We start from the raw sequence: 21953 nt of genomic DNA, 5'->3' as shown, positions 1-21953 counted from the left end.
GCACGTGTGCTCGAGTGGCCACGGCCCGCACGTCACCAGGTGCGATGAACCTGCGTGATCCGGACCTTGTCGAACACCGTGCTGGGCCCAAGACGGCAACTCAGGCCGTGGACCGGAGTTGTTTTCGGGCATGGCAAGCCTATTGAACTCAATCCTACTCGTCAGCCGGCTGCCTTCACGGGGAATTGGGTTGAGGGTGGCCTTTCAAGGTTCATGTAGCCGTGCGACCGGGCCACTACCAGGTTACGAGCCGGCACGATCGATCAATTCACTGACCAGCTCGCCGACGCCGCAGCCTGCTTCGACGAGCTGCCCGCTGCAGAACCGCCGCTCTGGTGGCTGGCTGTCGCCAGCAGGTCTTCAAAGCCGTTGCACAGCAACCGGTCTGTGCATACCTGGTCGCCGGGTAGAGGAAGCGGGCCGGGTTGCGTTCGTGCACACCGAGGTTCAGCACGGTGTGCCCGGCCGCGCGGGCGTCGTCGGCGAAGCGCTCCAGCAGCCGGTGGCCCAGCCCGCGGCGCCGCAGCGGCGGGACGACGTGGAGGGTGATCAGCGTGGCGGCCGTGCCGTCCGGCTGCCACATCGCGTACTCGGCCAGGTCGTCGCCGGTCTCGGCGACGACCGTGCGGTTGAGGTGGTCCACCCACAGCCGCAGGTGTGCGTCCAGCGCGGCGGTCCACTCTGCTAGCGACTCGGGTTCGACATCCTCCATATAGCTCCGCTCGCCCCAGAGGACGGCGGGCAGGTCGATTGGGCCGAGCGAGCCGGAATGAGATCGGATCCGCGAGAGATCATTCTGCGCCGAGGCGAACGAACGCAGTGCTCGCATTCAGGCGCGTCGGTACGAACGGCCAGAGGCCCGTACTCGAGGTGGATACCGGCCTCCGGCCGCTTGACGTCACTCCCGCACCCGCCGCTTCCTCTCCTCGGCGAGAGCGTGCTCGAAATGAAGCGATCAGCGGCATGAGCGGATGTTCGATCTTTGTCGAAGCTGTGTCTCGCCGCGGCAGGTTCTACCCGATTCAAGCACTTGCTGCGGAGGCTCTGCGTCTTGGCGTCAGCGGGCTGAAACGCGTCATGCAGCGTCTCGGCCGTTCGTGGGGCAGAACGACATACGCGAAGCGCTGCAGGTGCAAGATGCGGTGACGCAATGAGCACGCCAGCCTCGCATCAGACCGCGAGGCCAGACCAACCGATGCGCGGTCCGGTGCCGTGGCCAGCGAGGGTGTCCAAGCCGTTGCGCAAGAACTGGGGAGCCGGTCAGCATCGTCATATGAGGGAGACGTGGACGATCGAAGACCTGAATGAAGAGCTGGAGCGGTTTGAGCAGGCGGCCCGAAGCGCCGGGCTGGCTGACAACTCCGTACGCACCTACGTTGATCGGTCACGAGTGTTCTTGCGATGGCTCACAGGCGATTTCCAGTTTCGCGGTCCCAGGCTTTAGGGCAGTGCTGTTCTCACGCACAGCGGCATGAGCGGACGTCAGCGGCCGGCTGGTGGTGGGGGCCGCTTCGCGCCGGCCCTGCTTCATCGTCCGTCGATGTCGCGCCACCAGTATTCGTCGATGGTCACCTCATTCGTCTCGAGCAGGTGGTGCGTCAACTGGTCGACGTCCACTGGTAGTGGGGGAACGGCCATTGCCGCGGTGACTTCAGTCGGAAGCCTGACGTCGTGGTCTTCGACGTAGTGGAGGAGCCCATCAGGCCAGACGAAGTTCACGCCATCGGTCAGCTCGGTACTCCCGTTGTCCCGGCCGCAGAAGCGACAGATCGACTTGCCGGCGAAAGCGATGAACACAGTCCCGGAGCGAAGATAGGCGACTGTTCGATCGCGCTGTGCGGCGTCTGGGGACGGATCGATGAACGCCCGGACATCAGGCCATCCAGGCGAGTGGGGACCGAGCCAGTACCCGATCAGTCGCAGGCTCCGAGTTGTCGTGGTCACCAGGTCATCGTGACAGACACCGATCATGGGCAACCTCGTCGCACGAACGCCCGCAGCGGCGTGAGAGTGCGTACGGGTTGAATCTGAGCGGAGCGACAGCAGTCGGCATCGGCTTCTCCGGCGTCACCTACGATCGGTCGACCAGCGGCAGCGGACCCGTTCTGCCGTTCCTGCCGGTCCGCACGGCGGCTTCTCCTCCGCGCCGCTGCCCGGCCTCCCAGCGCTGGTGACCACCGTCGAGTGGGATCAGCCCTAGTCCGACGAGCCCATGCCCCTGGACGAGATGCAGGCCGGCATCAAACGGGTGCTCGGCGCCGAGGTCCCGAAGCGCTACCAGGCGACGGCCCGCACGTGCTGAGGCGGATCAACGGCAGCAACACCCGAGTCGCCGACCGGCACCGCGAAGGCCGCGTGTCCCTGGTCGGCGACGCGGCACACGTCTTCGCTGCCGGCGGCACCGGCCTCAACCTCGGCATTCAAGACGCGATCAATCTGGGTGGACGCTCGCGACCGCAATCGGGGGCGGCAACGACGCCCACAAGTGCAACCGCTTCCCAGGCCGTTGTCACGGCGGAGCCTTGAGGGCAGCAGCTTGCCTCACACGACCCGGAGCGGTATCGACGTGCTGGTTGTCGTGCGTGCAGGAAGTGCGGCCCGCTTTCCTTGGTGCAGGCCGCGCTCGGCTCCGGCTGTCGCTCTCCCCGACGTCCGCGGTGGACTTCGGCGGTTGTGTTGTGCTGCTAGTAGTCGTGGTACGCCCGGCGGGTGGCTCTCGCCGTCTGCACTCGTTGCCGCAGCAGCGCGTGCCGAACCAGGACCAAAGCTTGCCTGGCCGCCACGTTGAACAACCCCAGGGTGATGCCCTTCTCCCCGAAGACCACGAGCAGCAGAGAGGATTCGACCGGGAAGACGCAGACGAAGCCGGAGTCTCCTTCGAACAACGCGGTGCGGGGTTGTCCGATATTGGCTTGAGCGGTGAACTGGCCGGCGAGGCCGATCGTCGCGGCGGACATGGCGGCGACGTTTTCCGGAGTGACGCCTACCGTGTCGCTGGACAGGACCAGTCCGTCTAGGGTGGCCACCAGCAGGCCGGTCACTCTGTCGACCTGCCCTCGGATCACGCCGAGCGCCTGTGACAGCTCGTCGGGATCGAACGGCGACCTGCTCGCGGACGGCCACCGCCGCGCTGCGGGTGGCTCGCCGGATGCTGCGGTCCGCGTCGGCAGCTGTCCGTGAATGGGGCCTTGTTCGGCTTGTGCTCCGGTCATACCGTCAGGTCGGTTTCGATGCGCTTGAGGTGGTGCCTGGCCAGAGCGAGGTTGGCGCGTTCGCGGTCGAGAACCAGGTAGAGGAACAGCGTGGGAGAACCTTTCGCGGGGGCCAGCAGCCGGATGAGGTGGTATTGACGAGCCAGGGTGATCAAAATGTCCTCGATGGTGTCGTTCAGGGCCAACGCTGACATGACACGGAGTTTGGCGCGCACGACCTCGGTGTTGCCGGCCGCGGCGATCTCGAGGTTGAACCACTCGCCGCCGCCCATAGTGCCCAGGGACATTCCGCTGTCGTAGTCCACCAGAGCGACCCCCAGGGCACCCGGAATGGTCATGGCCTCTTTCAGTGCCAATTCGATGCTCATATAGCCTGACTCCTGGTGTGCGGCTGAATACGGCTGGTGACACAGAATGCACGTTCTTCGATATACCCCAAACGGTGCAACGCGATGAGACCCTAGGTTGCGGGGATGTCAGGATGAACGGCCATATGGGTTAACTTCGCCGTCGCCAGGACAACTCTCAGTTGCATAAAGCCGTCGGTAGTCACTCGTGAGAGAACCGTTACGGCGGCAGGGAAAGCTGGTCTGCAATCGTCACTATTTGTGTATGGACAGTCGCAAATTCATGGTGCTCAGAGCGTCGGCTTTTCAACGAGGTGTCCGGGCTTGTGAGCACCGCGAACCTGCCACCGGGTTGCTCTGGCCACGACGACAAAACGAGCCGGGAAGCCGCCGTCAGCGGCGGGGGCTGTCTGCGGTGACGACCTGGCCGAGTGCGTAGCTGGTCCTGGCATGCCTTGGATACGCGATGGCAACCGCCCTGCATGCTGTCGACCGTTCACCAGGGGGACACGCGTGGCGAGTCACCCTACTTGTCCAGGCCCCGGGCGACCCATCGAGGAAGCGGCAGATTGCCCCGAAGCGCCATGACTGAGACATGACGACACGCGTGGAATCAGCCCCAGCCTTGGCTGAGTACAGCGCGTCACACGACCCCAACCGCGCCTGGGGGTCGCCTGACGCGCAGGCGTCGCGGTCAGCCCAGTTCTGCGCTTCCGAGGTGTTGCATCAGTTGGTCGGTGGTCAGCGGGTGGAAGGGTCCGCTGCGGGCGTCGCGGTAGAGCTTTTCCAGTGGGTGGCCGCGGCGGTAGGAACCACCGCCGATGAGGCGCATGCCGATGTCGACGACGCGGATGGCGTTCTCGGTGGCCACGACTTTGGGGATTTCGAGCCAGCCGAGGCGGCGTGCCGGGTCGTCGGGCAGGTCGCGGTTCTCGTTGAGGCGTGCGGCGGTGACCTCGATCGTGTTGGCCGCGGCCTCGATCAGCACGCACATCTCGCCGACGCCGATCTGCACCAGTTGCTGGTCGCTGACCTTGACGTCGGCGGCCTCGGGCACCGCGCCGAGGTGTTTGTCGCGCAGGATTGCGAGTGTCTCGTCGTAGGTGCGGCGGGCGAGGCCGAGGTAGATCGACGCGAAGGTCAGCGTCTGCCATTCCAGGTTCGCGAACAGGTCCGGCCGGAACCGGGTCGACACCAGGTCGGCGGCCGGCACGAACACGTCCTCGAACACCACGGTCTCGGTGCCGGTGGCGCGCATGCCCAGCGCGTCCCAGGTCTTCTCGATCCGCACGCCATCGGCCGAGGCCGGGCACACCAGCAGCACTTCGCGTGCCGCGCGCTCCGCGTGGTCGGTCGGCAGTGAGCCGTCGGGCTCGGTGATCGTCGCGTTCATCGTGTGGAAGTCGGCCACCAGCGACAAGGTGCCCCAGCTCTTGCGTCCGCTGACCCGGAAACCGCCCTCGACCGGTACCGCGAGGGTGTCGGCCAAGCCGATCACGCCCGCACGGGTTTCGCTGTAGGCGCCGTCGAACAGGTGCCCGTCACGCGCCACGCCGGGGAAGAACCGATCCTGGTGTTCTTCGCTCCACATGCCGCGGAAGAAGCCGATCACGCCCCAGTGCATGTTGAACGCCAGCGCGATCGCCGGATCGCCGTAGGCCAGCAGTTCGACGGAGCGTGCGGTGGTCGCGATATCGGCGCCCCAACCGCCGTGGCGCTTCGGGATGTTGAGCCCCGGCAACCGCAGCTCGCGTATTCGCGCGGCCAGCTCGTACGGGAACGAGTTCTCCTCATCGTGGCGCGGCCCGGCCGCACGGAACTCATCGGCCAGCGCACGACAGATGGCGAACGCCTGCTCGCGTTCGGCGGAACTCATCTCGACAACGTGCACTGGTGCGGCCATCGGGACCTCCTCGCTCGTGGCGGTCGCGGCGCATCGCCGGACCGTGCAGAACCGAGATACAAGACCGCGCGATGGCTCCGCAAGGCTTCGCACTTCACAGCACGCGCAGTGCTGAGTTCGCCCCTGTGGCCCGGACAGTTCGCTCCGATCGGCTGGTGGGCCGCCTCGTCGAGGTGCCTCCGTCCGCAGCCACTCACTCAGCTCGGCGGCGGTGGTGTTGTCCCACCCGCTCACCGACAGCATGACGTTCGCAACCCAACTCACGTGGAAACGAGCCGAAGCGAAGCGGTACGGCACGTTGGTAGACAACGAGATCGGCGCGGCGAAGCGCTCATCATGTCCAGATGAGCGCTCACCGGTGTGAGCCGCACGGGTTTGATCTGAATGACTCCATTGTGGACTCGACGGCGTCCTTCAAGGACCGGATTCCTTGTATCGCAAAACGACGTAATGGTGGGAAGTGGCCGCGGTATGTGGCGGAGTTCCAAGACGAGGGAGTCGGTGTTCGTCGTTGGTGAGAAGGCGAGCCAGACCGCACCCGCGCGCCGCGGTCCTCGACGAACAGGTGGTGATCAGCCACCAAGTGGTTGGCGGATCTCGGCGACGCGGGCGGCGCCGTACTGGGCGGTGTAGGACTCGATCACGAACTGGTCCGCGGTCATGCCCTTGAGCTTGGCCAGTTGCTCCAGCGTGAAGGCCGCCAGCTCGGTCACACCGACCGGGTCGATCTTCCAGTTCTCGCCCTCGCGCAGGAACGTGAACTTGAACGACTGGGGGATCTCGGGCGCGGTGGGGTCGTCCGACGCCAGCTCTGCGGTCGCCGTGCCGGTGCCGAGGACGAGGTTCTTCAGCACGGGCTTGGCCTCTTTGCCGGCGGTGATGGTGCCGTCGTCGTTCAGGCGCCTGGTCGACAGGCTCAAGGTGATCAGGCCCTGCTGGACCGCCGTGATCAGGACCGTGCGGCCGGTGGCGGTCCCCAGAGAGGGGCCGGCGGTCGCGCGCAGGCTGTAGACGAAAGCGCGTTCGATGACCGGGAGACTCGCGAGGTCGGCGTCGGTGCTCTTCAACGCGTGCACCCGGTAGGTCTCCCAGCGGGCGATCGCGTCGCTCGTCATCACGGCCGCCACGGCATCGCCGTTCTTGGCGCCGAGGGCTTTCGTGTAGTCGGAGAAGACTTCTCGGACCTGGTTCGCCTGGTCGGGCTCTGCTGATGTGGACGGCGCGGTCGAGGACCGCGTCAGGCCAGGAGGAGTCGGGGAACACGCGGCCAACGCCAGCACCAGCAGCGCAACGAGTCGCTTCACAGGCCGGAGCGTAAAGCGGCCGGCGGGCGGCCCGTGGTGGAATGCGCTCCGTTTGCTCCAAAAGGACGTTCGGGCGATGGCGGTTCACCGGATCGGCGTGCGGGTTCGAGATGTCGAACACCGGTGCCGGGCCGGTACAACCGGATCGGCCGTGCCCGGACGGATGCGAGGAGCAGGACGAACCGCATGATCGACATAGCTGACCGGTTGTCCGCCCAGAACCTCCTCCGCTGCTGGGTTCGCGAGACGGGGGTCCCCAGGCCCGCGGACGGTGTGCTGCGCCTGTCCTTGAGCGGCGAGGACGTGGAGGCCGAGGTCGTCCACTGGTCGCAGGCCGGGATCCACGAGTTCGGTGAGGTGCGGACCGCTGGCGGGTGGCCGGTCGCCGCGCGCCGGCTCGCCGTGCTCCTGCTGGGGGAGACCGGTGTCGCGGAGGTGGACGACTCGCTCGCCGACCGGGTCGCCGAGTCGGTGGAGCAGCTCGCCCTGCAGCTGCGCGTGCGGGAGGAGCGCGGCGGGCCGCCGTCGTTCCTGGAAGCCGAACAGGCGCTGATCCTCGGGCATCCGCTGCACCCCGCTCCGAAGAGCCGGGGCGGGCTTTCGGACGCCGACGCCCGGCGGTTCTCCCCGGAGACCCGTGGCGACTTCCCGCTGCACTGGTTCGCCGTACGGCCCGAGGTGGTCGCCCACGACTCGGCGCGGGACGAGCCACTGCCCGATCTCATGGCCGCGCTCTCCGGCATCACCGGAACACCGGACGGTGATGTGCTGGTGCCGGCCCATCCGTGGCAGGCACGCGACCTGCTCGAGCGACCGGCCGTCCGGCGGCTGCTCGAGAGCGGGCTGCTGACGCCGCTCGGCCCGGCTGGCCCACGCTGGTCGCCCACCTCCTCCGTGCGCACGGTGTACCGGCCCGACGCCCCGGTCATGCTCAAGCTGTCGCTGGGACTGCGGATTACCAACTCCAGGCGGAAGAACCTCGACGTGGAGTTGCGGCGGGGCATCGCGGTGCAGCGGATGCTGCGGGCGGGCTTCGCGGACGAGGTCGCCGCGCTGCACCCCCGGTTCGACATCGTGCGGGATCCCGCGTGGCTCGCGGTCGGACGGTCCCCGGCGGGGGAGCTGACCGGACTCGACGTGGTCGTCCGGGACAACCCGTTCGGCCGGGACACCACCACCGCCTGCGTCGCCGGGCTGGTCGACCCGCGGCCCGACCAGCCGGGGAGCCGTTCGCAGCTGGCGTTGCTGGTCGAAGGCCTGGCAGCGGCGGGGGACAGGCCGGTGGCCGACGTCGCGGCACGATGGCTGCGGCGGTACCTGGACGAGGTGCTGCTGCCGGTGTTCGACCTGCACGCCCGGTACGGGCTCGGTCTGGAGGCGCACCACCAGAACACGTTGGTGGTCCTGGACCACCAGGGCTGGCCGTGTGGCGGGAGGTACCGGGACAACCAGGGTTTCTACTTCGCCGAGGGACGCAGCGACGCGTTGCGCCCGTGGATGCCCGACGCCGGACGCTCGCTCGGCACCTACTGCACCGAGGAACTGGTCTCCGAGCGCCTCGTCTACTACGTCGGCATCAACAACCTGCTGGGGCTCATCGGCGCCATGGGTTTCCAGCGGCTGGCCGACGAGGAGGCGTTGCTGGGCGTGGCAGCGGACTGGCTCGCCGAAAGGGAGTCGGACCACCCGTCGGGTCCCGCCCGGACGCTGCTCACCGAGCCCGCCTTGCGGTGCAAGGCGAACCTGCTGACCCGTGCGCACGGGATGGACGAGCTGCAGGGGTCGCTCGACGAGCAGTCGGTGTACGTGCGGATCGCGAACCCGTTGCTGTCACCCGCACCCGTGGTTCCCGAGCTGCCGGAGCCCTGGTCGATCCGGCCGGTGGACGCCGGGGGAGCGGACGCGGAGCTGGTCCGGTCGTGGATGTCCCGGCCGCACGTCGAACGGTACTGGCAGCAGGACTGGCCCCTGGAGCGCTGGCGGGCCGCACTGCTCGGGCAACTCGCCGGTGACCACTCCCGGCCCTGCCTCGTGTCGTCGGACGGTGTCACGGTCGCCTACGTGGAGGTCTACCGCGTTCAACGGGATCGCTTGGCGGGCTTCACGAGCGCGCGCCCGCACGACCTCGGCGTGCACCTGGCGATCGGCGACCCCGGCCGGTGCGGCGGAGGGCTCGGCCGCCGGTTGCTGCGAGACCTGGCGACCGCGCTGCTCGCGGGCGATCCGCTGTGCTCACGGGTGCTCGCCGAACCGGACGTGCGCAACGAGGCGTCCGTCAAGGCGTTCACCGCGGCCGGGTTCACCTGGCACGACGAGCTAGCGTTGCCCGAGAAGTCCGCCGCGCTCATGGTGTTCGAGCGCTCACATCTCTCCGTCAGCGCAGGCCGAACGTCGTGAAGGCGGTCCGTGCGGGCAGCCGGTAGACCTGGGTTCCGGTGATCGCGTTGAGGATCGTCGCGGCCCGGTGCGCGCCCAGCCCGAGATCGGGTGCGCCGACACCGTGGGTGTGCAGTTCGGCGTTCTGGACGTACAGGCCGCCGGTCACCACCGGGTCGAGGGCGACCCGGTAGTCCTCGTCCACCTCGGTCCGGCCCCGCGGGTCGGGCAGGAGCCACTTCTCGAGCGGTTCCAGGAAGGAGGGGCGTTCCGCGGCGTACCCGGTGGCGAGGACGACCTTGCCGGTGCGCACCGTGGTCTCCGTTCCCTGCCGCGCGTGGCGGCACCGCAGGACCACCCCCGAGCCGGTGTGTGCGGCTTCGAGCACCTCCACCCCGGGAAGCAGCACCGCGTCGACGGGAACGCCTTCGGCCAGGCGGTCGTGCAGCAGGTCGTGGATGTCGGCGATGGTCTCCGCGCTGATCGCCTTGTGCAGCCGGCCCTGCGTTGCCAGCAACGAGTCGCGCTCACCGGCCGGGAGGGCGTGGAAGTACCTCGTGTGGTCGGGCGTGAAGTGCTCAAGCCCCAGCTTCGAGTACTCCATGGGCTGGAACGCCGGGGTGCGGGTGATCCACCGCAGGCGCGTGCCGGTGGGCGCCGACCTGAGCAGGTCGAGGAACACCTCCGCGCCCGACTGGCCGGACCCGATCACGGTGACGTCGCGCTCGCCGAGAAGGGCGCCGCGGTGGTCCAGGTAGTCGGACGCGTGCAGGACGGCGTCACCGAGGCACGGCCGCAGGTCGTGCGGGACGAACGGCCGAGTCCCCACTCCCAGCACCACGTGCGAGGCGAGGACGCGAGCACCGGAAGTCCCGTCCTCTGTGGACATGCCGATCTCGAAGGCGTTCTCCCGCTCGTCCCACCGCACGGTGTCCACGTTCAGCCCGAACCGGCAGGACCGCAGCGACCGCGCGACCCAGGCGCAGTACCGCACGTAGTCGCGCCGGGTGATCCGGAAGCGCTCCGAGAAGTAGAACGGGAAGAGCCGGTCGTGCTCGCGCAGGTACGACAGGTAGGACCACCTGCTGGTGGGGTCCACCATGGTGGTCAGGTCGGCGAGGAACGGGACCTGGAGCGTCGCGCCGTCGATGAGCAGGCCGGGGTGCCAGGTGAACTCGGGTTTCCGGTCCACGCACACCAGTCCCAGCGCGTGCAGGGGCTCCGCCAGCGCGGCCAGCGCCAGGTTGAACGGGCCGATGCCGACGCCGAGCACGTCGCACCGCTCCACGGCGGTCACGGCCGCACCTGCGCCCCGGTGGACACCACCAGGTCCAGCAGTTGCTCGACCTCCGCCTCCGTCGTGCGGGGCTTGAGCAGGGTGAGTTTCAGCCAGACCACGCCGTCGAACTCGGTCCGCCCGACCACGGCCCTGCCCGACTGCAGCAGGTCGCGGCGCAACCGGGCGTTCAGTTCGTTGAGATCGGCGAACCCGGCCGGCGCGTAGCGGAGGACGACCGTCGTCAGTGCCGGCTCCGCCCGCAACAGCAGGTCGGAGTGGGCCGCGATCGTACGGGCAACGTCGTCGGCCAGGTTGAGGTAGGCGACTTCCCGTTCCAGGGAGCCGAAACTCCTCCGGTCGGCGGCGAGGAACACCCCGGCGGGCACCGGCAGCCAGCCCAGCTTGTGCAGGTCGAGCGCCACCGAATCGGCTCGGGCGAGGCCGTCGAGCTTGCGGCCGTGCCGTTGCGAGAACAGCGCTCCACCGCCGTAGGACGCGTCGACGTGCAACCAGACTCCGTGCTCTCGCGCGAGTTCCGCGATCTCCGGCAACGGATCGATGGCGCCGAGGTCCGTCGTGCCCGCGGTCGCCACGATCGCAACGGGTTGTCTTCCGCCTGCAGTCGCTTCGTGCAGCGCTGTGCGCAGTGCGGGGACGCTCATGCGGTGATCGCCGTCAGTGCCCGCGGCGATGACGGCGCCGTCGCCGATGCCGAGCGTCGAGCAGGCGCGCCAGACGGAGAAGTGCGCCTGCTCCGAGCACAGCACGACGTGCTGCCCGCCGCGAGCCGATTCCTGGGCGAGCAGCAGGCCCATCAGGTTGGACTCCGTGCCCGCCGCGGTGTCGGGCGGGAACCCCGCCAGGGCCGCGAGCTCCCGCAGCACGGCCAGTTCGATCCACGTGGCGGCCGGTCCCTGGTCCCAGGAGTCGACGGACTGGTTGAGCGCGGAGACGGCGAGGTCGGCGACGACCGCGACGGCCAGCGGCGGGCAGTGCAGATGCCCCGCGCAGGCCGGATCGGCGGGATCGGCGGAGCCGGCGGCGGTCAGCGCGGTCAGCGCGCCCACCGCCTCCGCCTCGGTCGTACCCACCTCGGGCAACACCGCCCCGAGATCGCGGAGCACGACACCGCGCAGTTCTTCGGGGCCTCCGCGGGGCAGCGGCCCGTTCCTCTTGCCCGCGCCCAGGCGCAGAGCGTGCAGGGTCACGGCGGTCAGCTCGTCCAGGCCTTTGACACCGAAAGAACTCGTCACTTCGCTGCACACGCTCTTCGACGACACAACGCCAGAATTGGCGTGTTCTCCGCATGTCGTCAAGTGTTCGGGTTATCGGGGTGAATCGTTTGAGCATTGGTGATCGGGACTGGTGGTACAGGACCCGAGTGCACCACGATCGGGGAGAAATGGACGTCTTCGCCACGACGGAATCCGAAGTCAGGAGCTACTGCCGCAGTTGGCCCGCCGTGTTCGCGACCGCGTCGGGGAGCTGGCTGCACGACGAGGACGGGCGGCCCTACCTGGACTTCTTCGCCGGTGCCGGCGCGCTCAACTACGGCCACAACAACCCGGCGTTGAAAAGCCCGCTGATGGAGCACCTGGCGGCGGACGGCATTACGCACGGCCTGGACATGCGCACGGTCGCGAAACGCGAATTCCTGGAGATCTTCAGGGACGTGGTTCTCGTTCCGCGCGGACTCGACCACCGCGTGCAGTTCACCGGGTCGACCGGCGTCAATTCCGTCGAAGCGGCGCTGAAACTCGCCCGCAAGGTCACCGGCCGCGACACCGTCGCCAGTTTCGTCCGCGGTTTCCACGGGATGTCGCTCGGAGCGCTGGCAGTCACCGACCGGGATCGTGCCGCCCGCGTGCCCAGCGCCCTGCTCGGCCAGACCGTCCGCCTGCCCTACGACCGCGGTCGCGGCCCGGTAGACCTCGGCCTCGTCGCGTGGCAGCTCGACCACGCCGGCGCGGACCTGCCGGCGGCGGTGATCGTCGAGACCGTCCAGTGCGAAGGCGGCGTCTCGTCGGCACGTCCCGAGTGGCTGCGCGGCCTCGCCCGGATGTGCCGCGAGAGGTCCGTGCTGCTCATCGCGGACGAGGTGCAGACGGGGTGCGGCCGCACCGGCTCGTTCTTCGGGTTCGAGGAGTCGGGAATCGTCCCCGACATCATCTGCGTGTCCAAGTCCATCAGCGGCTTCGGCCTGCCGATGGCACTGACCCTCCTGCGTCCCGCACTGGACGTCTGGGAGCCGGGCGAGCACAACGGCACGTTCCGCGGCAACAACGCCGCCTTCGTCACGGCGGCGGCCGCCCTGAGGACGTACTGGACCGACGACGAGTTCGAACTCGGCACGCAGGACAAGGGGGAGCTCGTCGCGTCCGCGCTGGCCCGGACAGCCGCCGAGCACGGGCTTCTCACGAGGGGACGCGGACTCGTGCACGCGCTCGTGCTGCCCCGCGCACAGCAGGCCGCCGCCGTGCGCCAGGCGGCGTTCGAGCGGGGACTGCTGGTCGAGACGTCCGGCCGCGACGAGTCCGTGCTGAAGCTGTTGCCCCCGCTGACCGCGTCGGAGGGCGAGCTTGAACGCGGGCTCGCCGTGCTCCACGAGTCCGTGCAGGCCTGCGTGCGACCGTCGGACCGGCGAACTTCCGCGGTCGAACACACCGCCGGGCGGCGGTGATGGTTCCGCTCAGGCCGGGTCCCGCGCCTGGCGTTCCACCGAGTCCGCGAACCTGGCTCAGTCGTCGGCGAAGCCCCGCACGAGTTCGGAGAGGAAGGGCGCGCAGTGCGCGGGGGCGGAGCGCAGGAGCTCGCCCAGGTCCCGCAGGCACTGCTCCTGAGCCGCCAGCCTGCGGATCAGCGAGCGCCCGGTGTCCGTCAGCCGCAGCGAGGGGTCGTGCCTGAGGTGCTGCCACAGCTGGGCGCGACCCCGCACCACCTCCGCCACCGGGGACTCCCGCTCCTGCACCGCCTCGAGGTCCGGTCTGTGCCGATCGGGAACCGGATGATCGCCGCGCTGAAGGCGTTGCCGCACATCGCTCGCGGTGGACAGGGAGATGCCGGCTTCGGACGCGATCCGGCGCAGCGAGGCCGCCGGGTTCGCCTTCATGATCTGGTACGCCAGGCTGCGCCCCCGCACCGCGTCGAGCGGGCGCGCCCGGCCGTCCCTGCCCACCCGCAGCGGCGAGCCGTCCGCGGACGCCTCGGACCGCAGCGAAGCGACCGTTTTCGCGGCGAGACCCGACACGTCGGCGATGTACCGATCCGACCAAGCCGGATGCGATTCGATGATCCGCCTCGCCGCCACGCGCCGGTCGTCGAGCGAGAGCGGGAGACCGTGAGCGACGTTGCCGGAGACCGCGACGACGAACGCGTCCGACTCGCACCCGGTGAAATAACACACCTCGACGTGCGTGGCTCCACGCAACTGGGCCGCCCGCAGCCGGTGCATCCCGTCGAGAACACGCATCGTCTCGCGATGCACGACGATGGGCGGAAGTCGCGCCTCGACCGCTGAGAGAACGCGGACGTGGTCCTCGTCCTCACCCGAACTGCGGATCGCGAACGCCGGGCGTAGTGCTGCGACAGGTACCAGTGCGGACTGAGAAACGTGCTCTCGCTCGAACGGGGCAATGGCAACGAACCTGCTCGACACCGGTGCACCCTTCAGGAGCCTGGGCAAGGAACACGAGCTCCTGCCAACGTAACTTCCGCTCACGCGGCGGACCAGTGGGCGGCGATCGCACGATCGGGGTCGATATCCAGGTTTGAAACGCCGGAACGGCCTGTTTGGTCCCGCGGCAACGAGGTGATCGACTGGTACCGTCGAGCCGTCTGCGCGAGAGAGGCACCACGAGTGGTCGACAGCCGACCGGAAGACCTTTCACTGGAGCAGATCGAGGAGTCCCGGTGGGGTGATCCGCCTCCCGACGCGACGCACCTGGTGGCGACGGCCTACCGACTGCGCCGCATTCCGCTCCGCGAGCTGACCCCCGAGGACCTCCGCCTTCTCCTCGGCCAGCGAGAAGGGCTCGCGGTCCTGGTGCCGCGTGCGTTGACCCTGCTGGAGGAGGACCCGCTGCTCGAGGGCGACCTGTACCCGGGCGACGTCCTTTCCGCGGTCTTGAGGGTGCCCGACTCGCGCTGGTCGGCCCGTCCCACCGAACGGGCCCGGCTCGAACGAATCGCGGGTGCTGTGGAAGCACCCGACGCGGACCTCCGGGCGGACATCGAGGACTTCCGCGGTCGCACCGGCGGCTGACGACGCCGGGCTCGAACGGCAACCGGGTGCGATGTTCTGGGACCGCTTCACCGACGCCGGGCCGCCCACGTCGTGCGGGTGGTGCGGACGGTGAGGTCGGTGCGGCGCAGGACGCTGCGCGGGTTGTCGCCGTCGACGAGCGCGTCGAGCGCTGCCAGGTCCTCATCGGACAGTCGGCCGCCGACGTGCGAACGCTGCTGCCGCAGGCAAACCTGCGCGTACCGGGCCGTGGCCGTCGGCAAAGGAGCGGGCAGGTCGACGACGAACGGCCGTACGGCTTCCAGGGTGAACCCCGCGCGCACGAGGTGCGGAGCCCAGTCGACGGGCGGGTGCGGGTTCAGCGCGGCGTGAACTCGGGCTTCGAGGCCGGCGCCGAGGTCGTCCGGGAGGAACCGCGGGAAGAAGTCCATCTCGGTCACTGCCAGCAGGCCTCCCGGCCGGAGGTTCGCGAACGCCCCGGCGAGCGTGCGGCCGGGGTCGGCCATGTGGTGCAGCGAGGAGGCCGCCCACACCAGGTCGCCGCGCTCCAGGTCGGGCCAGTCCTCGTCGAGGTCCGCCAGCAGGCCCCGGACTCGATGCGTCACACCTGCCGCGGACGCGTTCTCCGCGAGCCGGTGAAGCATCTGCCGCGAGACGTCCAGGGCCGTGACGGAGGCCTGGGCGAAGCGCCGTGCGAGGGCGAGGGAGCCGGTGCCGGTTCCGCTGCCGAGGTCGACGATGCGGCGGGGTTCGGCGTCGGACAGTCCGGCCAGCCAGTCCAGCAGCTCGGCGAGGTAGGAGTGCAGGACGTCGGCGTCCAGGTCCAGCAGTTCGGCCATAGCGCCGTGGTCGTGGTGATCGTGCTCGGTGGTGTTCACACCTCGACAGTAGGGCTGACTTGCACGAGTCGGATAAGTTCTTGCATATGACGCAAGAAGGTGACCTGGACAACATCGTCCGCCTGCGTATCCGGAGCCTGCGGCTGGCGAAGGGCTGGTCCCTGGACAACCTCGCCGAGCGCGCCCACCTCAGCCCGTCCGGGCTCAGCCGCATCGAGACCGGCCGGCAACGCCTCAGCCTGGACCAGCTGAGCTCACTGGCGAGGGCCCTGGGCGCCACCATCGACCAGCTCGTGGAGACCGTCAACGACGACGACGTCGTGATCAGGCCCGAGCGCGACGAGCACCGCGGGCTGACCACCTGGCTGCTCAGCCGCGGATCGGCGCCCGCGGGCGTCACGGTCGCCAAGATGCGCATCACCGACCAGCCCCGCGGACAGGACGCGGACCAGCTCGGCGTTCACCCCGGCCGGGAATGGTTCACCGTGCTGTCGGGAACGGTCGCGCTGATCCTCGGCGACCGCGTCATCCGCGTCGAGACCGGCCAAGCCGCCGAGTTCTCCACGATGATCCCGCACGCGATCAAAGCCCACGGCGATCCGGTCGAGATCCTCGTCATCCTCGACCACGACGGCCGGCGCACCCACCTCCAGCCCCCGCGCAAGCCGGGCCCCGCGTGAGTCGCCGGCACGTCGTCACTCCGGAGGTCACGGACAGGCGTGCCGATGTTCACGTCGGGTTCCACCGCGTGCTCTACCGTGGCGGCGCCCTGACTTCGGAGGTGCACCGTGGGTCGCTCCCTGCTGGTCCTGCTCGCCGTTCTAGGTTTGGTCGCCGGTGCCGTACCGGCGACCGCCGCGCCTGACCACGACCGCGTCCGCCCGCTCGCCCGGGCTCACGCGCACAACGACTACGAACACACCCGCCCGCTCTTCGACGCACTGGCCGAGGGCTTCACCAGTGTGGAGGCCGACATCTACCTCGTCGGCGACGAGTTGCTCGTCGCGCACGACCCGGAGGACCTCGACCCGTCGCGCACCTTGCGGTCGCTGTACCTGGATCCCTTGCGGGAACGGGTTCTGCGCAATCATGGCGTCTATCCCGGCTTTCGCGACTTCCAGCTCCTGATCGACATCAAGACCGAGGGCGAGTCGACCTACGCGGCGCTGGACGAACTCCTGCGCAGCCCGAAGTACGCGTTCCTGTGGACCAGGTACGCGTTCGGACGGGTGTGGCACGGCCCGGTGACCGCAGTCGTGTCCGGGAACCGGCCCCGCGCCACGATGGAGGCGCAGCGCACGAGGGTCGCTTTCTACGACGGCCGGATCGTCGACACGACCGACCTGGGACCGGGCTCGGACGCGCGGCTGACCCCGCTGGTGTCCGACAACTGGACCAAGCTGTTCTCGTGGACCGGCGCCGGCCCGATGCCCGCGGACGAGCGAGCCGAGCTGCGGGCGATCGTGCGGACCGCGCACCGGGCCGGGCAGCGGGTGCGGTTCTGGGCCACCCCGGACGTACCGGGGCCCGAGCGGGACTCGGTCTGGCGGGAGCTCGTCGCGGCCGGCGTCGACCACATCAACACCGACGACCTGGAAGGCCTGGCCCACTTCCTGCGCTGAGCGCGTCCGCGGAACCACGGCCCGCTCCGGACATCGGCGATATTCGATCGCCGCCGCGAGGTTTTCTGCGGCAGCATGAAGAAGCCGAGATGTCCGGAGGGGGTCGGATGGTCGTGCCGGAGCCGCGAAAACCCGTCCGCGAGAACGCGGTGCTGCTCGCCTTGCGCTTGTACGGCAGGGAACTGCGGCGCCACGGGGTCATGACCGCTGGCGCACTCGTCCTGCCCGCCCTGGGTGTCACGTGCCAGCTCTACCTCGCGCCGTTGGCGGTGGGCGGGCTCGTGGGGAAATTCGCGAGTGGTGGCGGCACGAGCCTTGGCGCCGTCCTGCCCTACGTGCTCGCCTTCGGCGGTTTCATGCTGCTCTCGGAACTGTTGTGGCGCATTGGAATCCACTGCCTCAACCGCGTGGACGGCCGTGGGATCGAGAGGCTGTCCGCGCTGGCGGTGGACGAGCTGCTGGGCAAGGACGCGGCGTTCTTCCACGACAACTTCGCCGGGTCGCTCACGAAACGGGTGCTGAGCTTCGCGTACCGCTTCGAGAACTTCGTGGACGCACTCGCGTTCAAGATCTTCGCCAACGTCATCCCGCTGGGTTTCGCGTGCGTCGTGCTGTGGAGCTACCACCCGGCACTCGTCGCGGTGCTGGCCGGCCTGATCCTGCTCACGGGATGCGTGGTCGCACCGCTCATCCGCCACCGCCAGCGGCTCGTCGACCAGCGCGAGGCGGCCATCGCCGAGGTGTCCGGCCACGTCGCCGACACGCTCACGAACATGGAGACGGTGCGGGCGTTCGCCGCCGAACGGCGCGAGAGCGCGGAGCACCGGACCCGCGCCGCCAAGCAGCGCGTGCTCGCCCTGAAGTCCTGGGACTACGGCAACCTGCGCATCGACACCGTGATCGCGCCGCTGTCCGTGCTCACCAACGTCCTCGGCCTCGTGGTCGCGATCGCGGTCAGCGACGGGCTCGGCGTGGAGGCGATCGTGGTGACGTTCGCCTACTTCGGCAACGCGACGCGGATCATGTTCGAGTTCAACCACATCTACCGGCAGGTGGAGAGCGCGCTCACCGAGGCGGCCCAGTTCACCGGGCTGCTGCTCGACCCGCCGACCGTGCTCGACCCGGAGCACCCGGAACCGGTGCGCGTGAGCGATTCCCGGGTCCGGTTCGACGACGTCGTGTTCGCGCACGCCGGCGGCGAGCCGCTGTTCGACGGGCTCGACCTGGACATCCCGGCGGGCACCCGGATGGGGCTCGTCGGCCGCTCCGGCGGCGGCAAGACCACGCTCACCCGCCTGCTCCTGAGGCTGATGGACGTCGACCGGGGGCGCATCCTCATCGGCGGCCAGGACATCGCCCGGCTGAGCCAGGCCGACCTGCGCGGCCTGATCGGGTACGTGCCCCAGGACCCCGCCATGTTCCACCGGACGCTGCGCGAGAACATCGCGTTCGCCCGGCCGGGCGCGACCGACGCCGAGATCCACCGCGCCGCGCGGGCCGCGCACGTGACGGAGTTCGTGGAGGCGTTGCCCGACGGGCTCGACACGGTGGTCGGCGAACGCGGCGTCAAGCTGTCCGGCGGTCAGCGGCAGCGGGTCGCGCTGGCCCGCGCCATCCTGCGCGACGCGCCGATCCTGCTGCTGGACGAGGCGACCAGCGCACTGGACTCGGAGAGCGAGATGCTGGTCCAGGAAGCGCTGTGGCGGCTCATGGAAGGCCGCACCGCGATCGTCGTGGCGCACCGGCTGAGCACGGTCGTGCGGATGGACCGGCTGATCGTGCTCGACCGGGGCGCGATCGTCGAGCAAGGCACCCACGCCGAACTGCTCGACGTCGACGGGACCTACGCGAAGCTGTGGCGCCACCAGTCCGGCGGCTTCCTCGACGAGGCGGTCGGCACCCGGTGACCGCTGCTCGCGAAGCGCCGCCACGCCTTCAGGGGAACGGAGATCAGGACGATCGTCGCTGCGGTGTACGGTCACCCGCGGAACCTGAGCGTTTCCCTCCGACGGTCGCGCAGGTGTGGCCCGGACGAGGGAGGTCGCATGAGTGAGCAGCAGTCGTCGGCGAAACCGCGCCGGCTGACGGCGAAAGGCGCTGCCACCCGTCAGCGCATCATCGAGGCCGCGGCCGACCTCATGCACACGCAAGGCGTCGAGTTCACGAGCGTCGACCACGTCATCGAGGCGAGCGGGACCGGCAAGTCGCAGGTCTACCACTACTTCGCCGACAAGACCGAACTCGTCGACGCGGTGGTGCAGGCGCAGGTGGAGCGTGTGCTCGCCGTGCAAGCGCCCTTCTTCGACGACCTGCACTCGATGCGGGGTTTCGAGCGCTGGCGCGACGCCGTCGTCGCCGGCGTTCGTGGCCGCAAAGGCGCCCACGGTTGCCAGGTCGGCTCGCTGGCGAGTGAGCTCTCCGACTCCTCGGACAGCGCCAGAAGGGGTCTGGAGGCCGGGTTCGACCGGTGGGAGGGCGCACTCCGCGCCGGACTCGAGCGGATGCGGGAGTCCGGCGAACTGCGCTCCGAGGCGAACCCGGCGGAACTCGCGGCCGGACTTCTGGCGGCCCTGCAGGGAGGCTACCTGCTGTCGCAGGTCAGGAAAGACGCGCGCAGCATGGAGATCGCCCTCGACATGGCGCTGGCCAGGATCCGCGCCGACCTCACAGGTGCCTGAACCCGCTTGATCCGCCACGTCGCTGAGAGCGCATCACCAATTTAATGTACGTATCGGTACAATCGGCGAAGTGGGGAACCCTGGTTGTGCTGCGATGGCGCCCTTGACACCTCGGCGACCATGTCTAAGAGTGTACCGATAGGTACATAGACAGGGGCGTCAGTCGCCCCTCCGCACCTCTGCATCGGAGGACATTCCGTGAGCAGCGTGAGCCCGTCCGAGGCGTCCTACCACGCCATCATCCGGGCCGACCCGGACAACTTGATCGTCTTCTGGTCCGACGGTGCCGCCAGGCTGTTCGGCCACAGCGAGGAGCAAGCACTGGGTCAGTCGCTCGAACTGATCATTCCCGAGCACCTTCGAGCGGCCCACCGAAAGGCGTACAGCGCCGCGATGGGGGACTCGGCGTTCAAGGAGTCGACCCTCGACATCCCCGTCCTGCTCGCGGACGGCCAGGTGCGGGAACATGCGATCAGGATCGTGGCGCTCAGGGACGCGTTCGACGTCGCAGTGGGTGCTCTGGCGATCTTCACGAGTGACGGGCGGACCGGTATCACCCCCTGACGCACTGGCCCGAAGCGAGCGAGGCGCCGGCCACCGGCAGGACCTCAGCGGACGAGGCGGAAGAAGCCGCGGACCTGGTCCACCAAGGACTCCGGCTGCTCCAGTGCGGCGAAGTGGCCTCCTCGCGGCATCTCCTCGAACCAGCGGAGGTCCGTGAACCGCGTCTCGGCCTCCCGCCGCGACGGGCGGGTGATGTCACGCGGGTACACCGACAGCCCGGACGGGGCGGTGACCTCGTCCCGGAAGCGGGCGAAGCTCTCCCAGTACAGGCGCGCCGACGACGTGGCGGACGCGGTGAACCAGTAGACCGAGATCTCGTCGAGGATCTTCTGCCGCGGCACGGCGTCCTCGGGGAGTCCGTTGTGGTCGGTCCAGGCCCAGAACTTCTCGGCGATCCAGGCTGCCTGGCCGGCGGGGGAGTCGGTGAGGCCGTAGCCGAGGGTCTGCGGCCTGGTGGCCTGCTGAGCCGAGTAGCCCCGGCCGGTGCGCCGGAACTCCTCCTCGGCCGCCAGGTTCTCCCGTTCCGCGGGTGTCGGGTCGGCGAACGTGCCCAGCGCCACGGAGCCCAGGTTCACGTGCACCCCGGCGACTCGCTCCGGTGCCACCTCGCCCAGCGCGCCGGACACCGCGGAACCCCAGTCGCCGCCCTGCGCGCCGTACCTTTCGTAGCCCAGCGAGACCATCAGCGCGTCCCAGGCGCGGGCGGTGCGGCGGACACCCCACCCGGTGGTGGACGGCTTGTCGCTCCAGCCGTAGCCGGGCAGCGACGGCGCGACCACGTGGAACGCGTCCGCCGGGTCCCCGCCGTGCGTGCGCGGGTCGGTCAGCGGACCGAGGACGTCCAGGAACTCGAGGACCGAGCCGGGCCAGCCGTGCGTGAGCACCAGCGGGAACGCGTCCGGTTCCGGCGACCGGACGTGAACGAAGTGGATGCCCAGCCCGTCGACCACGTCGCGGAACTGCGGATACGCGTTGAGCCTCGCCGCGAACCCGAAGTCGTAGTCCTCGGCCCAGGTGCGGCACAGCTCCTGCGCGTAGGCCAGCGGCACCCCCTGCGACCAGTCGTCCACCGGTTCGGCCTCGGGCCACCGCGTCCTGCGCAGGCGGCCGCGCAGGTCGGCGATCTCGGCGTCGGTGATGCTCACCTCGAACGGCTCGGCCACCACGGCGGAGCTCCCTTCCTCAACGGGACGTGATCGGATCGGGCACGGAACCGGGGCGCCGGGTGGTGCTGAGCACGAGCCCGGCCAGGGGCAGTGCCGCGAGCACGGCGAGTGCCGCGGGCGTCCCGGCGGTGCCGGACAGGCCCGCGACGGCGGCCGGCCCGACACCGCCCCCGAGGAAGATCATGAAGCTGAGCAGCCCCTGTGCGGTGTCGCGGTCGTGCGCGGCGACCAGTTCCGGCGCGAGGCCCACCAGTACGGCCTGACCGCCGGCGAACCCGCACACGGTCAGCGCCGCACCGACGACGACCGGGACCGCTCCGTCGAAGACCGCGACCGCGAGCACTCCGGCCGCGGTGACCGCGGCGAGCCCGGCCAGCACCTGCCACCCGGCGAACCTGCCGGTCGCGCCGCCCACGAGCCGGC

General features: G+C 69.4%; 20 protein-coding genes and 1 pseudogene. 9 read left to right on the top strand and 12 right to left on the bottom strand.

Going from position 1 to position 21953, the window contains the following annotated elements; all coding sequences use genetic code 11:
* Positions 1-268 precede the first annotated feature (268 nt).
* Positions 269-712 carry a GNAT family N-acetyltransferase gene (locus ACFWGZ_RS20380; protein WP_382453105.1) on the bottom strand — a complete coding sequence of 148 codons (444 nt, stop codon included), beginning with the start codon at positions 710-712 and terminating at the stop codon, positions 269-271.
* Between the two features lie 815 nt (positions 713-1527).
* Entirely contained in the window at positions 1528-1797 is a 270-nt protein-coding gene (locus ACFWGZ_RS20375; RefSeq protein ID WP_382453104.1) for a hypothetical protein, read from the bottom strand.
* Between the two features lie 498 nt (positions 1798-2295).
* Between ACFWGZ_RS20375 and ACFWGZ_RS20370 the strand changes: the two genes are divergently transcribed.
* Positions 2296-2526, top strand: a complete 231-nt coding sequence (locus ACFWGZ_RS20370) for an FAD-dependent monooxygenase (protein WP_382453103.1) — start codon at positions 2296-2298, stop codon at positions 2524-2526.
* 158 nt (positions 2527-2684) lie between these two features.
* On the opposite strand, the gene ACFWGZ_RS20365 is transcribed toward ACFWGZ_RS20370, so the two are convergent.
* The 4 genes from ACFWGZ_RS20365 to ACFWGZ_RS20350 all read right to left on the bottom strand — a co-directional run bounded on the left by ACFWGZ_RS20365 (position 2685) and on the right by ACFWGZ_RS20350 (position 6766).
* Positions 2685-3041 (bottom strand): roadblock/LC7 domain-containing protein, encoded by a 357-nt coding sequence (locus ACFWGZ_RS20365; protein ID WP_382453102.1) that lies wholly within the window; start codon positions 3039-3041, stop codon positions 2685-2687.
* 167 nt (positions 3042-3208) lie between these two features.
* Complete coding sequence (locus ACFWGZ_RS20360) at positions 3209-3580, bottom strand: hypothetical protein (protein ID WP_382453101.1); 372 nt, start codon at positions 3578-3580, stop codon at positions 3209-3211.
* A 673-nt stretch (positions 3581-4253) separates the two neighbouring features.
* Complete coding sequence (locus ACFWGZ_RS20355; RefSeq protein ID WP_382453100.1) at positions 4254-5462, bottom strand: acyl-CoA dehydrogenase family protein; 1209 nt, start codon at positions 5460-5462, stop codon at positions 4254-4256.
* Between the two features lie 572 nt (positions 5463-6034).
* Positions 6035-6766 (bottom strand): hypothetical protein, encoded by a 732-nt coding sequence (locus tag ACFWGZ_RS20350; RefSeq protein WP_382453099.1) that lies wholly within the window; start codon positions 6764-6766, stop codon positions 6035-6037.
* Between the two features lie 186 nt (positions 6767-6952).
* On the opposite strand from ACFWGZ_RS20350, the gene ACFWGZ_RS20345 reads away from it, so the two are divergent.
* Positions 6953-9163: a GNAT family N-acetyltransferase gene (locus ACFWGZ_RS20345; RefSeq protein WP_382453098.1), complete on the top strand. Its 2211-nt coding sequence runs from the start codon at positions 6953-6955 to the stop codon at positions 9161-9163.
* On the opposite strand, the gene ACFWGZ_RS20340 is transcribed toward ACFWGZ_RS20345, so the two are convergent.
* Both ACFWGZ_RS20340 and ACFWGZ_RS20335 read right to left on the bottom strand, forming a co-directional pair.
* Positions 9141-10430 carry a lysine N(6)-hydroxylase/L-ornithine N(5)-oxygenase family protein gene (locus ACFWGZ_RS20340; protein WP_382453111.1) on the bottom strand — a complete coding sequence of 430 codons (1290 nt, stop codon included), beginning with the start codon at positions 10428-10430 and terminating at the stop codon, positions 9141-9143. The two genes, ACFWGZ_RS20345 and ACFWGZ_RS20340, sit on opposite strands and share 23 nt — an antisense overlap.
* A 5-nt stretch (positions 10431-10435) precedes the next feature.
* Positions 10436-11674 (bottom strand): pyridoxal phosphate-dependent decarboxylase family protein, encoded by a 1239-nt coding sequence (locus ACFWGZ_RS20335; RefSeq protein WP_382453097.1) that lies wholly within the window; start codon positions 11672-11674, stop codon positions 10436-10438.
* 149 nt (positions 11675-11823) lie between these two features.
* Here ACFWGZ_RS20335 and ACFWGZ_RS20330 point away from each other — a divergent pair, with 149 nt between their 5' ends.
* Complete coding sequence (locus ACFWGZ_RS20330; protein WP_382453096.1) at positions 11824-13101, top strand: diaminobutyrate--2-oxoglutarate transaminase; 1278 nt, start codon at positions 11824-11826, stop codon at positions 13099-13101.
* A gap of 57 nt (positions 13102-13158) precedes the next feature.
* Here ACFWGZ_RS20330 and ACFWGZ_RS20325 read toward each other — a convergent pair whose 3' ends face one another.
* Complete coding sequence (locus ACFWGZ_RS20325) at positions 13159-14076, bottom strand: ParB N-terminal domain-containing protein (RefSeq protein WP_382453095.1); 918 nt, start codon at positions 14074-14076, stop codon at positions 13159-13161.
* Between the two features lie 201 nt (positions 14077-14277).
* Here ACFWGZ_RS20325 and ACFWGZ_RS20320 point away from each other — a divergent pair, with 201 nt between their 5' ends.
* The gene (locus ACFWGZ_RS20320) at positions 14278-14682 is read left to right on the top strand and encodes a contact-dependent growth inhibition system immunity protein (protein ID WP_382453094.1); all 405 of its coding nucleotides are present in this window, start codon (positions 14278-14280) and stop codon (positions 14680-14682) included.
* A 47-nt stretch (positions 14683-14729) separates the two neighbouring features.
* Here the strand turns inward: ACFWGZ_RS20320 and ACFWGZ_RS20315 are convergent, their stop codons facing one another.
* The gene (locus ACFWGZ_RS20315) at positions 14730-15539 is read right to left on the bottom strand and encodes a class I SAM-dependent methyltransferase (protein WP_382453093.1); all 810 of its coding nucleotides are present in this window, start codon (positions 15537-15539) and stop codon (positions 14730-14732) included.
* Between the two features lie 47 nt (positions 15540-15586).
* Here ACFWGZ_RS20315 and ACFWGZ_RS20310 point away from each other — a divergent pair, with 47 nt between their 5' ends.
* The 5 genes from ACFWGZ_RS20310 to ACFWGZ_RS20290 all read left to right on the top strand — a co-directional run bounded on the left by ACFWGZ_RS20310 (position 15587) and on the right by ACFWGZ_RS20290 (position 20364).
* Positions 15587-16180: a helix-turn-helix domain-containing protein gene (locus tag ACFWGZ_RS20310; RefSeq protein ID WP_382453092.1), complete on the top strand. Its 594-nt coding sequence runs from the start codon at positions 15587-15589 to the stop codon at positions 16178-16180.
* A gap of 108 nt (positions 16181-16288) precedes the next feature.
* Entirely contained in the window at positions 16289-17122 is an 834-nt protein-coding gene (locus ACFWGZ_RS20305) for a phosphatidylinositol-specific phospholipase C/glycerophosphodiester phosphodiesterase family protein (RefSeq protein ID WP_382453091.1), read from the top strand.
* Between the two features lie 89 nt (positions 17123-17211).
* Positions 17212-19029, top strand: a complete 1818-nt coding sequence (locus ACFWGZ_RS20300; protein WP_382453090.1) for an ABC transporter ATP-binding protein — start codon at positions 17212-17214, stop codon at positions 19027-19029.
* A 138-nt stretch (positions 19030-19167) separates the two neighbouring features.
* Entirely contained in the window at positions 19168-19800 is a 633-nt protein-coding gene (locus ACFWGZ_RS20295; RefSeq protein ID WP_382453089.1) for a TetR/AcrR family transcriptional regulator, read from the top strand.
* Between the two features lie 198 nt (positions 19801-19998).
* Positions 19999-20364, top strand: a complete 366-nt coding sequence (locus ACFWGZ_RS20290) for a PAS domain S-box protein (RefSeq protein ID WP_382453088.1) — start codon at positions 19999-20001, stop codon at positions 20362-20364.
* A gap of 44 nt (positions 20365-20408) precedes the next feature.
* On the opposite strand, the gene ACFWGZ_RS20285 is transcribed toward ACFWGZ_RS20290, so the two are convergent.
* Complete coding sequence (locus ACFWGZ_RS20285) at positions 20409-21530, bottom strand: epoxide hydrolase family protein (protein WP_382453087.1); 1122 nt, start codon at positions 21528-21530, stop codon at positions 20409-20411.
* A gap of 16 nt (positions 21531-21546) precedes the next feature.
* A pseudogene (locus ACFWGZ_RS20280) lies at positions 21547-21953 on the bottom strand (MFS transporter); the annotation flags it as partial.

The sequence above is a fragment of the Lentzea sp. NPDC060358 genome, assembly GCF_042725365.1.
Lineage (GTDB): Bacteria > Actinomycetota > Actinomycetes > Mycobacteriales > Pseudonocardiaceae > Lentzea.
Note: the sequence above shows the minus strand (reverse complement) of the source record. Positions and strands in the feature narration are given on the sequence as shown.